Source organism: Bradyrhizobium sp. CCBAU 45321 (assembly GCF_028128975.1).
GTDB lineage: Bacteria > Pseudomonadota > Alphaproteobacteria > Rhizobiales > Xanthobacteraceae > Bradyrhizobium > Bradyrhizobium yuanmingense.
On the sequence record NZ_LFKZ01000124.1, the window covers coordinates 42,295 to 55,331 of the forward strand.

Below are 13,037 nucleotides of genomic sequence, written 5' to 3' on the forward strand. Positions count from 1 at the left end.
GTCCCTCAGCCGAGCGAAGAAGAGCTCGAGTTGCTGTCCGCCGTCTCGGGAGCGAAAGCCGAACAGTCGGCTGAGTTGCCAGCTGAAGGTGCCCGCCCCTCTCGACGAGCTGGTGGTCCATGTGCCGGCGAGGCAATCATGACGGGACTGGTCATCATCGGCGCATCATATGCCGGGGTTCAAGCCGCTCTCACGGCTCGTGACGCCGGCTATTCTCAGCCCATCACCATCGTGTGCGACGAAGAGTGGCTGCCCTATCAGAGGCCGCCGCTATCCAAGGACTTCCTTCTCGATACGCGTTTGCGGGCTGGTGTCGATCTCCCCTGCACCGGAGCAAGCCGCAGACCTTCCTTTGACCTCAAATCCCTGGTGACAGCCGGAGACAAGGCTGGCGCCTAGTCCGCGGATTTGTGATGGTTCTCGCTTTCGAGAGGCCACTGAGAGGGACCGCCCAAGAGAATGCCGAGGCTGAAGCGTACGGAAGAAGAGGAAAAGGCGCGGGAGGGCAGCGAGTTCATCGAGACCCTGGATCGGGGTCTTCGCGTGATACAGTCGTTCGGTATCGATCGTCGTCCAATGACCCTCAGCGACCTCTCCAAGAGCGCGAATCTTCCGCGGGCGACGGTGCGCCGGATTCTGATGACCCTCGTAAAATCCGGATTCGTCGCGGGCAACGAGCGGTTGTTTTCGCTAACGCCCAGAGTGCTGCTTTTGGCTTCGGCCTATTTGACGTCGAACCAAATCAGCACCGTGATGCAGCCGCTGATGGACGAGGTCGCCGGCAAGGCCAAGGAGGTCTGCTCCCTTGCGATCCTGGATGGCGAAGAGGTCGTTTTCATCGCCCGCTCGAGTCCGGCGCGGGTATTTTCGACCGGACTGGACATAGGATATCGGCTGCCGGCTTTCTGCACGTCGGTGGGACGCGTTCTGCTTGGCAGATTGGCAAACGACGAGCTGACAAGAACGGTCGACGGCATGAAGCTGGCGGCTCAAACCCAGTCGACGCTGGTCGACAAATCGGCAGTGATTGCGACGATCATTGCGGACCGCACCAAAGGGTATAGCCTTGTCGATCAGGAAGCCGAAGAGGGCTTTCGGTCGATATCGGTGCCAATTCGCCGCTACGATGGCGCCGTCATCGCGGCCGCAAATATCGGCGCTCATGTCGATCGCATCACGACCGGTGAGATGATCGATCGCTTCCTGCCTCTCCTCAAGGAGATGTCCCTCGCCGCGCAGCCCCTGCTCGTCTGAGAAGCTGCCGCCTTTTGGCGAGCACCCGTCATTTTAGCCGTTTCTTGTAGGCGACCGGGTCCATGTCACGGACATCCACGCTTATGCTGACCACATCCGGGCATCGCTCTGTCATCGTCCGTCGAAGGCTCGTACTCAGCTCGACCTTCTGGTCGGGCGATCGACCTTCGAGCAAATAGACAGATAGATGCACGAAGCTGTCACGCTTCCCGGCAACCAGGAAATCGTTGTAGACGCACGCCCGCACCTTGACGTCCTCCGCCTTCATGATGCCCGTTCGCCAAGCGGCTTCAAAGAGCGCTTCCATCAAGCCTGTTACGTCGTCGCGAGCGAGCGCCCCTTCCGAATATTCGATCACCAAGTGCGGCATGACGTTGTTCTCGTTTTTAGGTCGCGTTCATGAGATGACCTCACCGTCGTAGACCGTTCGCCCCTCAACGTCCCCATCTTTTGTCGCGGCGGGTCATGGTTCGCATGGGGAAGGCCCGGTCGGCGGAATCTTTGCCGAGAAACACCCTGTGCAGCGCAGAGCTGCGCAGCAGCTCCCCAGCCAGGCCGGTTTCGTGGGTGATTTCAGGCGGGGCGGGAGATCTGGCTGGGGCGGGAGGGATCGAACCTCCGAATGGCGGAATCAAAATCAGCTTGATTATTCAGTGATTTCAAGGTGCATTTGGAAAAATCGAGCCAATTCGCCTCTAGGAATATCAATTGCTTGGCAGGCATTTCCAAATAAGGAAGCGCCTCTCGGAGCTTAGCCAACCACATGCTGCTCGCGTGAAAGCGGACACCGTCAGTATCGATACGTGCGAGGGCATCCTGGGTCGTCTCGCTGAAGCGCTATCGTTTTTCGAGCAAGACAGTTTGTAAGGTCTCAGCCATTCTCATCCGGTGATCTGCTCCGGAAGTCGTGCGGACCAACGCGTGATAGGACTTTGCGTGCTGATCGAGCAGCTGATTAAGAGACACGCTGCTACCATTGGTTTCACAAGGGAATTTTTCCAACCAAGTCAAAATCCGATCACTGCAGATCATAGCTTGTAGCGAAACATCCAACCGCAAAAGAGCGTGCCGGCGGCTGAGCAAGACGTCGCGGGTTCGAGTCAGTGGAGGGCTACCGCCTTTCCCCACGCCAACCGAACCTGCGATCATCTCATCCTATCCTTCGCTTAAGGCATCTCGTCGAATCTGAATGGCGACGCCTACATCGCTGTTCTCATATCCTACAATGAGGCTTTGCGTTTCCTGCGCAAGAGGCGGCCAATAGTGAATCTCGCACCACGCTGCTAAGTCCGTTGGGAGGGCGCAATGAATGATTATGTCAATCACGAAAATACCCGGCGCTACAAGAAGCTCATCGCCATCAGCGAAGGTGACCCGCATCGAGATCTTCTAGCCGAATAAGAAGCCGAGCATACGAAGCCGAATGACTGGCCCAACGACGTATACGCCGGCGCCCCCTGGGTTCCGGCACTGACAACGGGCGATCTGTGCGGAGCACCGACTGCGGCATGCATGACACGGCCACCTTGGAGGATTCTCCACCATTTCAGATTTGGCTTCGGACTTCTTGGCGAATGAGCATAACGGTACAGCGGCGGAACCCTGGTCAGTCCATTGTTGAGGATATCCCAGATCTCCCCACTCTCAACGAGTCGCTTCCCAACCATCCCCAATAGCCAAGGACTTGTTCGCGACGACTTTTTTTGGAGGGCTTTGAGTTCCCTTCCTCTGAAGGTCCAAAGTTGGAAATCGACCAAGCTGGTGCTCTGGAAGACCCAATCCGGTCAGTCATCTGGCTAGGCCGGATCAACGGAATCTCAGGCATTGAGAAGTGACGGAGATGCCGCCCACTCTCCTGTTGGAGCGATCGGAGATACCGTCGCGGCCCTGCGACAAATGTGGCGTGCCCATGAGGCACTTGGCCGATCTTCGCAGTGCTGGCGTCCGCCCCAGCTCAACGGCACGTCGTTTCAGAGAATTGGTGAAGGCGTCCGGCAGTCGTCGGAGACGGCTTATGTCCCAAGAGTGATGTGAACTGGAGCATCACGGGACTCCATCTACGCATCGATCAAGCCAGCTCATAACAGGCTTCATCGTAAGGAAGAACGACCGCCGGATCCGGCCTCGCCTCAGGCTTCGGTCATCTGGAGCGACATTTGCATAGCCTCGTCAACTCGGCCACACTTCCCGAAGGGGACCACCGGATAAGGGGCCTGGCCGGAGGCTGCAGCGATGGGAGCATTCGTTGACGACGCTGAAGGTTCTTCACACGACGACCTATCGATTCAACGAACATGTGCGCCTGTTGCCGCATCGCTTGATGCTTCGTCCGCGCGAAAGCCGCGAGCTTCGTTTGATTTCGAGCAACATCAAGGTGACGCCGGACGCGGACCTGACCTGGGCGCACGATGTGTTCGGCAATACGATCGCGACGGCCACGTTTCAGATGGCGGCCTCGAACCTGGTGATCGTCGGCGTCGCGGAGCTCCAGCTCGACGCGGTTGCATGGCCGGTATTCGATATCGCTGTTTCGGCCATGTCTTACCCATTCCGCTATTCTGACGACGATTGGATCGATCTCGGCGCCCTGGCCTCCCCCCAGTTCTCGGATGCGGCAGGACTCCTGAGAAATTGGGCACAAAGGTTCGTTCGAGGAAGTCGGACTGATACGCTGTCGCTGCTAAAGGACCTGAGCGTCGGTGTTTCTGAAGCCGCTCGGTACCAGAGCCGTGAGGATGAGGGGACCCAAACGCCACTGGAAACACTAGATCGCGGCTGGGGGTCATGCCGGGACTTCGCGGTGCTGTTCGCCGAAGCAGCACGCATGCTCGGCTTCGGAGCCAGGATCGTCTCCGGCTACCTTTACAATCCGGAACAAGGCAGCGTCGGATCGACCTGCGCGGGATCAACCCATGCGTGGGCGGAGGTCTTCGTACCGGGAGCCGGCTGGATCACTTTCGACCCGACCAATCGCAGCCTCGGGGGCTTCAATCTGATCCCGGTCGCGGTCGCGCGCGACATCCGGCAGACGATCCCGGTGTCCGGCAGTTTCGTCGGCAGCACCGGTGCCTTCGCCGGGATGTCCGTACAAGTTCTCGTCACATCCTAGTGCGACGCAATGGAGCTTCAGGATGGCAAAATCTCGCCCATTAAATTGTCGTGAACGAGCAAATTTGACCATCAGCTCGAGCTGCACTGCGGCACGATATCCTTCATCACCGGTCCATTCTCGGCATCCATCGGTGAGTGGGAGCGTGTTGCTCCCGTCTGATCTTAGAAGGAGCATCATGCCCGACATTCTCGAGGCGTTGCGCGGATGGCTCGAACGTGCGTCCCGCGCAAGAACGTCGTCTTTCGATCCAATCAGCGAGGTCAGCCATGGAGAAGTACATTCACCTGCAGGACCTCATCCTATCCAAGGAACATCTTGCATAGCCGCACAGTGAAGCGGAGCGGGAAGTGCTCTTGAAGTTGCTGGCGGAGGAGGAGGCGAGAGAGCCTCAGCCGAAAAGAGGCGTTCTCTTGCCGCGCTGAACCGCATCAAGGAGCGGCGTACTCCAATTCGAGAGGATACGACTATGAACCACCAGACAATAAAAGGCACGGTCGCCGTCGCGCTCTTCGGTGCGGCGATGCTTGGCTCGGTGCTCCCTTCGGCGGCAGCCCCGATCTCGGCGAGTACGACTCTTCTGACACAAGCGGCTTCTTCATCCGGAGTGACCGAGGTCTACTACCGACGCCACTATCGTGGCCGCTACTACCGCGCTCCGGGGGCCGCGATTGGTCTTGGCATCCTTGGTGCTGCGGCTGGAGCCGCCGCCTATGGAGCCTACGGTGGCGGCTATTACGGGCCGGGCTATCCGCAGAGCTACTACGCGCCAGGCTACTACGGCGGCCCGTATCCCTATCGCCGCCAATACTACACCCCGTATTGAGCGCACGAGCCACGCTGCTCGAGTGCGACGGTCTTCATCATAGACCGTCGCACTCGATGCGGTTGCGAGGCTCATAAGAAGCGCAAGCGCGATCGGGGGCGCGTTCGCGCCAGCGGCGGCTTACTTTTCGTTTTCTTCCGTTTGCTCTCGCTCCAGGTCGCCGATCAGCTTGCCAATGCGCTGCGCGGTCGTGGGATCTTTCGCTCCACGCAGCAGGCGCTTGGATTGTTCTAAACGAAAAGCAACCTGCTCTTGGCGGGCGAGTTGGTCTTCCATCATTTGCTTTCCTCCAGGGAGGAAGACGATTGGCAGGGCCAATGGTTCAAATCTATTGTGCCGGCGCGCGGCGCTCCGCTCGATTGCAACAGTGCCGCACCAGGCATAGGAACGAACCAGGCCAAACAGCCGAGTTGAACAGGAGGAACGATATCTCGTTATGGTTGTTGCCCTGGCGGATCCTCGAACGTGGCGGGATCGAAGACCGAAAGTCAGCAGAACAAAATGGTGAGATCTCTGTCATCCCTCGCGATCTTCATGCTCCTCGGAGCGGCGGTGATCGCTTTGCCGACCTTTGCTCCAAAAGTGCAGGCGGATGAGCTCGTGGCGCTGGCCAAAGGCGACCGGCTCAAAATCCGAGCCGCTTTCCTAGATTGCTCGGCACAGGTCTGGCCGGACTTTCCCACGTCCTGTTTGCGACACGCTGGCTCTGGAACGAAGATCCAGGAAGCTCGTCTCGTGACTGCCCGGCGATAGTTCGGTCCTCGTTCAATCAGCTAGCCTCAGGGATCAGCCCCCCAGTTCTTCCCGTCCAAACCAGCCTGGCAGCATCAGACCGTCACGCCGAGACGAGACACCGCGGACGCGGCGAATTGGCTGGCCTTCTTCCCTCGAAAGGCGCAGCAATGGGCGCGGCGTCGGTCCAGGGCAATCGGTTTACGAGCATTCGCGGGTGCCGAGACTCCCTCGGCCCGCCGAGAGAGAGCGAGATCACCATGTCAATAGAGCCAATCCAGGTGCCGAAAGTTCTCATCGTGGAGGACGAGATGATCCTGCGGATGCGTGCGGTCGACATCGTGGAGGATGCCGGGTTCTGTCCCATCGAGGCGATTAATGCCGACGAGGCAATCTCGGTTCTGGAGTCCCGATCGGACATCTCGCTGCTGCTGACCGATATTCAAATGCCGGGAACTATCGATGGCCTCAAGCTCGCCCATGCGGTGCACGAGCGCTGGCCCTCGATCAAGATCATTCTGGTGTCCGGCCAGGTAAAGCCGTCCGAGGCGGAACGGCCGGCGAACAGCAGATTTTTCGGTAAACCGCTCGGTGTCGAGCAAATGATCACCGAGCTTAAGGCGATGGTGGGCGCAGGTGCTTTGCAGATCGTTCCGACGGCAGGCGACTGGACGCTCGGTGGCGCGTTTGACGCCGCGCGCGCCTCCCCCTCCCGGTCGGAGCAGGAGGCTTCCCTGTCCGCCGAGAACGACAGCCTTCGCTTGCTGCTCGAACAGGCCAAGATCGACGCGCAAGCTTTGATCATTCAGGCCGGCATCGATGCCGAGCAGCGAAGTGCCGCCGACAAATTGCAGAAGCTGATCCTCGGTGAGCTTCATCATCGCGTCAAGAATACGCTTGCCATGGTGAGTGCAATCGCGTCCCAGAGCTTCCGCGGAGCGCCGAGTATCGAGCATGGACAGAAGGCCATGGAGGGCAGGCTGCTCGCATTGGGGCGAGCCCATGATCTGCTGATGCAGGTGAGTTGGGCCGATGCGAGCCTGACCCACACGCTGAGCAGCGCAACGGAGCCCTACGACAGTCAGGGCGACAGACGCTTCCACTTCAATGGACCGGATATCAGGATTACGTCGGTCGCCGTCATTGCGCTTGCGATGACGTTGAACGAACTGTGCACCAACACCACCAAGTTCGGCGCCCTGTCCGTCCCGACGGGCCGCGTCGAGATTTCGTGGGCGATCGATGAGTTGAAGCAGAGGCTTCGCCTAGTCTGGACTGAAAGGGGCGGTCCCCCCGTCGAGCCGCCCACACGCCGGAGTTTCGGCACCCGGATGATGGGGTCTCTGGGCCAGCAACTGACCGGGCAGGTGAGCCTCGCATATGAACGGGGCGGATTAGTCTACACGCTGGACGTGCCACTCGGCTCGATCGCCGTGGTCGCGTGATCTGGCTTTTGTTCAAGCCCTGAGCGAGCTCTGTCGAAAGGGTCCGATACCTTAGCTTCCCAGCTGGGCCGGCGCCGTTTGGCTTGCCGATCGCCTGAGAATCCAACAAAAAGGCCGCGGATTGCACCGCGACCTCTTGCATCGGCTTGCTTCGTCTCTCAGTAGGTGCCGATCCCGACGCTCACGCCGGGAGCGCGGAAGCCAACGCCGCCGCGGTCTTCATAGCCACGTCGCTCGATGTAGCGCTCACGTGGTGCATATCCGTACGCATCGCGCCCTTCGCGGATGATGACGCGCCTTTCGCTACGTTCGCGCCAGCACCGTCCGTCTTCATTGCAGACCATGCGAATCTTTTGAAGGCTGCTCTCCGGCGTGGGCGATGTGCTGAGGGAAAGCGGGGCTGCCGATGCCGCGGTCACGATAAGCGTACTGGCTGCGGCTGCTAAAACTGTGAGAATTCTCATGAAGTATCTCCCAAAAGAAGTTTGTGTCAGTGAGCCAATAGAATCGCGAAACAATGGTTCCGGGAGAGCAAGAAGAAACTGCTCCGCAGAAGTAGCTAATGCTATCGGTGGCGTGAACGCGAGTTGCGCTCCCGCTTACCCCGCAGCGGAACATGAAAATCTTGGCTCGACGATCCCAGAACCATCATCGACGTTCGAATATCGCCTGACGCAAGAAGCGCTCAACCTTCGCCAGCAGGCCAAAGGGATGCCCGCTGGTATCCGCCGCTCGGAGCTTTTGCGAAAAGCCCGGCAGATCGATGTTGCCGGAGAGGTCAACAAGTGGTTGACCTCGCCGGGACTATTGGCGCCGCTTTAGGACTTCATCTCCAACAGGCTGAACCTACGTCCGCTCCGTAGAGACCAACTGGTATCGGGATTTTACTCTCACCCTCCCGGGGCTGATCGACCGCCGTCTGCGCTTCATTTCAAGCGGGCGGCGTTTTTGCTTCCGGCGGCGAGCCCTTCGCCGGGACTGATCCGCAACTGGGAGTAATTCCCAAGTGCCTCCCAGCGGCGCCGAACACCTTCACCTCGACCAAAGGCAACGGCCTCAGTGCGGGGGCATCTGAGGCCGCTAAGCCTTCCGCCGGGCATTGGGGCAAAATGTCGACCGGTCAGTGGGCTTGGCTCTCGGAGATAAATCTCCGATTGCTGAGGACCAAGAACTCCCAAGATCAATCGTTCCAGCCGCTTGAGAATATTGCTCGTCCTAACTTGGGCAATATTCGAAAGACTCAGGACGTGCCCCTCCTCCCCCGGGGGCTCACCGGCGGCACTGACTTGCCATTTGATGGAAGCGATGACTTCGATGAGTCGCCGTTTTGGGGTAGCGCTAGGACAAGCAATCCGCTCGAGCATGCCAAAGCACTACGCCGATTTTGCACCTGATGAATAACTCCCCCTTGGGTCACCTCGTTGCGGAAGATGAAACCAATTGACCTTCCCTCGATCAGAGCGGCTAACCATTGATCCGGGGGTGGTCAATATTGACCAGCGGCTGTCAGAGTTTCAGGTCATATTTCGCCAAAATGGGGGTTGGCAGATCAATGCAGTCACTCGACGATAAGCTTTTTTACCTCCGCTCCATTTCAAAGGATCTCAATACACAGCTGCTCACTTTGATCGCTTTGCGAGAGAGCACCAACGAGGCCCACAGAAGGATCGCCTATCGGGGCAGGCGCAGGAGGCGACGACGCGCGAGAGAGAGAATTTAACGGCAATCTTCCTTTTCTACGCTTTGCAGAACTTACCCATATCGGTCGACGCTCGCTCCTCCAACTTCTAAACAGGCCGAGTCGCTCTTGCGCATTGAGCCAAGCGCGAATCAGGTTGAGCTGGACTCGCCAGCGGTTGGTCCTCGCTGGTCCCAGAGAATGACGGACCAGCTCTTTCGTGAAGATGGTAGAGGCCTACGGGCAACGAACTATATCAAAGAAGCAAAAGGCCGGGCGTCGCCATCCGCATTCTCGGGCGCCATGTGTCCGCCGGCGGCCGAAGCTTCGGCTCGGCGACGATGGCCATCCTGCTGATCAAGAGAGCTGCCACCGAGCAGGCATTCCGGATCACATTGGGCACTTTTGTCCGGTCGATATCGATCTTGTTCTCCGAATTGTTGTTGAATGTACTGCGCGTCGAAACCGTATTGGATCCTCCAGGATCTTGCCGCCACGACCGAGCTGTGGTTTCGCAGCTCTGCTTATCGCCAAGCGCGGGTCATTCTACTACGATTGTGATACTGAGCGCACATGACTCCAGTCGCGAGATTTCTCGTGGTCCAGGTCTCAGGCCAGTCTATGAAACGCTGGCGGCAACACCTCCCGAACGAGTTGACTTAGATCTAAAGCCTCGCCGCTTTCCGTAATGTCAGAGAATAGAACCTCGACAAAGGGATGCTGGCGGTTGAATGCAGGGCCTCGCTGATATTTCGCGCTCACGATCCGCTGAAGTGCGGCAAGATTCAGTCTGCCAAGGGCGTTGTATTGATCGCGAAATAGACTTTGTCGTCCTCCATGATGCTCGACAGACTCCGCCCAAACGTCCATCACCTTCCGGCCCATGAACGCCTCGATCTGTTTATTTCCATCCTGAGCAAGGAGCCGCAACCCGTCCATGGTATGTGGACCCTCATCGACCCGAAACTGTGTAAGTGACATGGAAACCTCCTGTTATGGGCGTCCGGTTAGATCGACAGCCCGTCGCGCACTGCGCCTCCCTCGTTGTCCCACCGTGAGAGAGCCAAAGTGCACGATCTCGCATCGCTAGGCATGTCTTCTGTTAGAGGCAATTTGCCGTGACCGGCGTCATCCTTGTGGTTATGAAGAAATCGGGCGATCTGGCCGCGGAGCGCCGCCGTCTCCAGCAACTCGCCAATCGACCCGGCAGTGTCGAAGATATCGCGTTGCAGCGTGGTCGGTAGAGCGTTCCATTGCATGATGATGGCTGCGCCAAGACACCGCAGAACAAGCTCTTCTTCAGCCGCAAGGGCTACGCCGTCCGATCGGCCCTGTTCCGCCACTGCGCGGTATTGCTGAGATTTAAGCATGCTGGGCTCTTTTGTTCGAAGTCTCAGCCCACCTCCCCACCCTGGATGGTGAGACTTAGAAAGATATGGGGATCAACGGTTTGAATAACGAGCCTCGGCCGTACAAATAAGATGGCACAAGAGTGAGCAATATTGACCAGCGGGCTGGGGTACCGAGCCAGCATACTGCCTCATCACCGCCCGATCATCTGCGTCGACATCCGCATTTTGAACACGTCAACTGCGCTCATTCCCACGTCGTAGCGATCGCAATCCGGTGATTAACAGCCGCAGCCGTAGCCGATGCGCGACGCGCTCGGGGAAGCGCAGGCGGTGTCGCCCTCGGTGGGCAGCGAGCTGACGCGCTCAACAGTCTGCTTTCTTGTAGAACTGGTGAAAATCGGCAGGTAAGCTGGCTAAAAACGCTCTCGCCGCTCGTTCAAAAACGCCAGGGCGCTTGGCAGTTAACCGAGATCGGGCAGGTTGTGAGGCAAAGGAGGCTCCGTGACAAAGCCAACCAAGGGCATCTTTGACCCCAAGAAATTCCTCGCCAAAGTGGGTGCGGGGAAAACGATTCTCGAGCTTCCCAAGAACCGGCATGTGTTCCAGCAAGGCGATGTCGCAGACTCGGTGTTTTACATTCAGAAAGGTAAAGTCAAGCTAACGGTCGTATCCGAGCAGGGTAAGGAGGCGGTTGTCGCAATTCTGGAGCCCGGCCAATTCTTCGGCGAGGGATGCATGAACGGTCATCAGTTACGCATCGCGACGACAACGACGATGGAAGATTGCGTTATCACGTCGATCAGCAAAGACGCGATGATGAAGGCTATTCGTGACGAGCCGAAATTTTCACAGCTCTTCATGTCGTATCTCCTGACCCGGAACAGTCGGATTGAGGAGGACTTGATCGACCAGCTCTTCAATTCGAGCGAGCGGCGGCTTGCTCGACTGCTGTTGCTGCTCGCCAATTTCGGCAAGGAAGGCAGCCCGCAGCCGATCAGCGCGAACATTAGTCAGGAGACATTGGCTGAGATGATCGGGACCACGCGATCCCGCGTCAGCTATTTCATGAACAAGTTTCGCAGGCTGGGCTTCATCAGCTATAATGGGCACATCGAGGTCCACAATTCATTGTTGAGCGCGGTTTTGCATGAGAAGCCCCTGCTGAGAGAGCGAGATCAGTAGGGCGGTCGGAAAAAAACGACCCCAGGGCGTGGGGGCGCGCTGAGGCCGTCATTTCATCGGATGCTTTGGGGGGCATATGCATCCGGTCGCCCCTCACCAAGTCGCGCCGCCGGCGTTCGTTCCGCAGGGATTCGAGGTCGAGATTCGGTACACCGAAAGGCAGGTGAAATGCCGGCCGACGTCACTATTCCCCTTCTAGGAAATGTCCCAACGCCTTAAGGGGGCGCAACCTGTCGCAAACGATCTTCAGAATAGCCAGCATCGGCACAGCCAAGATCGCACCCAGCACGCCCCACATCCAGAACCAGAACACCAGCGACAGGATAATCAGCACCGGGTTTAGCGTGAAGCGCCGCGCAAGCAGCAGGGGCGTCAAGATTTCGCCCTCGACGAGATGAATGCCAAAGTAGAGCACCGGCGGCAGCAAGGCCCACCACAAGCTCTCGAAGCTCAGCATTCCGACCAGCACAAAGATGCCGACGCCGAAAAGCGGCCCCAGAATCGGAATGTAGTTCAGAAGGAAGGCCGTGGTAGCCCACAACAGCGGATCTCCCAGGCCGCAAAGATACATCGCTGCCGCCGTCGTGACGCCTACCCCGGCATTCATGGCCGTAATTGTAAGCAGATACCCCGATATGTCCTCCTGGATCTGCTGAGAGATATCGACGGCTTGTCGCTTGTTGCTGAACGTCGGCAGAATTTCAACGACCCGCCGGAGGAATATGTTGCCCGCGACTAGAAGAAAATAAAGCACCAGGACCGTCGTAAACAGGCCATCGAGTACGGAGCGCGTGCCGGCGAAAAGGACGCCTGTTATGCCCAGATCGCGGCGAACCGAAACAATTGATCCCTTGCCGGGCGGAGCATCTGCAGCCTGCTCGGCCTGTTGAATGACTTTTTGCAACGCCTGAATCGGCCCGCTGACAAGCCGTAGGTGTGCCTCCAGGCGGGGAATGCCCTCGGGCAGCCGCTCTGCCCAGGTCGTGGCCGGCACCGATAACGCCGCCACCAGACCGACAAGCGCTCCAATCACCAGAAGAACGGTGAAGAGCGCTCCCACAGCCCGCGGCAGATGCAAGCGTCCCAAGAGGGGGACAGCGGGTTGAAGCAGGAGATTCAGCACGAGGGCAACCATGACCGGAAGAATGATCGAGCTTGCGACGTAGAGCGCCGCCAGGACACCTAATCCGAACAAGCCACCGAGAAAAAACGTCCGCGGATCAGACGGAAGCGGCATCTCCGTCTCATTGCGAGCATCGACTGCCGCAGCGTGTGGATCTGGCAGATCAACATCAAGCGGGACCGAAGGACTATGCAACGGCGGTATGACGGCAACCATGGTTTTCCCTCTGGAGATGAGCGGATCATCTCCTCGGTGCCAATCGCCCCCCTTTTCGGCGTCAGGCTTCGCAAGAGCACAGGCGTGAAGTTCTTGCTCCGCTCTTCGGGCAGGCAAAGT

The 13,037-nt window shown here is 58.4% G+C and carries 14 protein-coding genes; 8 read left to right on the plus strand and 6 right to left on the minus strand.

All coding sequences use genetic code 11. From position 1 onward, the window contains the following. Window positions 1–30 precede the first annotated feature (30 nt). On the plus strand, window positions 31–399 hold the full coding sequence (locus ACM43_RS20365; RefSeq protein WP_442869333.1) for an FAD-dependent oxidoreductase: 369 nt from the start codon (window positions 31–33) through the stop codon (window positions 397–399). A 60-nt stretch (window positions 400–459) separates the two neighbouring features. Further along, the gene (locus ACM43_RS20370) at window positions 460–1,254 is read left to right on the plus strand and encodes an IclR family transcriptional regulator domain-containing protein (protein ID WP_036037999.1); all 795 of its coding nucleotides are present in this window, start codon (window positions 460–462) and stop codon (window positions 1,252–1,254) included. Window positions 1,255–1,282: 28 nt separating this feature from the next. On the opposite strand, the gene ACM43_RS20375 is transcribed toward ACM43_RS20370, so the two are convergent. Next, a complete protein-coding gene (locus ACM43_RS20375; RefSeq protein ID WP_028182201.1) occupies window positions 1,283–1,624 on the minus strand; it encodes a 5-carboxymethyl-2-hydroxymuconate Delta-isomerase in 342 nt (113 codons plus the stop codon). 1,875 nt (window positions 1,625–3,499) lie between these two features. On the opposite strand from ACM43_RS20375, the gene ACM43_RS20380 reads away from it, so the two are divergent. Continuing rightward, the gene (locus ACM43_RS20380) at window positions 3,500–4,363 is read left to right on the plus strand and encodes a transglutaminase family protein (protein WP_271542369.1); all 864 of its coding nucleotides are present in this window, start codon (window positions 3,500–3,502) and stop codon (window positions 4,361–4,363) included. A 469-nt stretch (window positions 4,364–4,832) separates the two neighbouring features. Beyond that, a complete protein-coding gene (locus tag ACM43_RS20385; RefSeq protein ID WP_271542371.1) occupies window positions 4,833–5,189 on the plus strand; it encodes a hypothetical protein in 357 nt (118 codons plus the stop codon). 120 nt (window positions 5,190–5,309) lie between these two features. On the opposite strand, the gene ACM43_RS20390 is transcribed toward ACM43_RS20385, so the two are convergent. After that, on the minus strand, window positions 5,310–5,468 hold the full coding sequence (locus ACM43_RS20390; RefSeq protein WP_271542372.1) for a hypothetical protein: 159 nt from the start codon (window positions 5,466–5,468) through the stop codon (window positions 5,310–5,312). A gap of 186 nt (window positions 5,469–5,654) precedes the next feature. Between ACM43_RS20390 and ACM43_RS20395 the strand changes: the two genes are divergently transcribed. Both ACM43_RS20395 and ACM43_RS20400 read left to right on the plus strand, forming a co-directional pair. Further along, window positions 5,655–5,942, plus strand: a complete 288-nt coding sequence (locus tag ACM43_RS20395; RefSeq protein WP_442869328.1) for a hypothetical protein — start codon at window positions 5,655–5,657, stop codon at window positions 5,940–5,942. A gap of 239 nt (window positions 5,943–6,181) precedes the next feature. Next, a complete protein-coding gene (locus ACM43_RS20400) occupies window positions 6,182–7,366 on the plus strand; it encodes an HWE histidine kinase domain-containing protein (protein ID WP_271542374.1) in 1,185 nt (394 codons plus the stop codon). A 158-nt stretch (window positions 7,367–7,524) separates the two neighbouring features. Here ACM43_RS20400 and ACM43_RS20405 read toward each other — a convergent pair whose 3' ends face one another. Continuing rightward, window positions 7,525–7,830, minus strand: a complete 306-nt coding sequence (locus ACM43_RS20405) for a hypothetical protein (RefSeq protein WP_247421723.1) — start codon at window positions 7,828–7,830, stop codon at window positions 7,525–7,527. Between ACM43_RS20405 and ACM43_RS20410 the strand changes: the two genes are divergently transcribed. Further along, window positions 7,829–8,188: a hypothetical protein gene (locus ACM43_RS20410; protein WP_271542379.1), complete on the plus strand. Its 360-nt coding sequence runs from the start codon at window positions 7,829–7,831 to the stop codon at window positions 8,186–8,188. The two genes, ACM43_RS20405 and ACM43_RS20410, sit on opposite strands and share 2 nt — an antisense overlap. Window positions 8,189–9,653: 1,465 nt before the next feature. Here the strand turns inward: ACM43_RS20410 and ACM43_RS20415 are convergent. Together ACM43_RS20415 and ACM43_RS20420 are read right to left on the minus strand one after the other, a co-directional pair. Continuing rightward, a complete protein-coding gene (locus ACM43_RS20415) occupies window positions 9,654–10,025 on the minus strand; it encodes a signal transduction histidine kinase (protein ID WP_271542381.1) in 372 nt (123 codons plus the stop codon). A 26-nt stretch (window positions 10,026–10,051) separates the two neighbouring features. Then, entirely contained in the window at window positions 10,052–10,414 is a 363-nt protein-coding gene (locus ACM43_RS20420; RefSeq protein ID WP_271542383.1) for a hypothetical protein, read from the minus strand. A gap of 483 nt (window positions 10,415–10,897) precedes the next feature. Here ACM43_RS20420 and ACM43_RS20425 point away from each other — a divergent pair, with 483 nt between their 5' ends. Continuing rightward, complete coding sequence (locus ACM43_RS20425; protein WP_271542385.1) at window positions 10,898–11,578, plus strand: Crp/Fnr family transcriptional regulator; 681 nt, start codon at window positions 10,898–10,900, stop codon at window positions 11,576–11,578. 184 nt (window positions 11,579–11,762) lie between these two features. On the opposite strand, the gene ACM43_RS20430 is transcribed toward ACM43_RS20425, so the two are convergent. Further along, the gene (locus tag ACM43_RS20430; RefSeq protein ID WP_271542386.1) at window positions 11,763–12,917 is read right to left on the minus strand and encodes an AI-2E family transporter; all 1,155 of its coding nucleotides are present in this window, start codon (window positions 12,915–12,917) and stop codon (window positions 11,763–11,765) included. Between the last annotated feature and the right edge of the window lie 120 nt (window positions 12,918–13,037).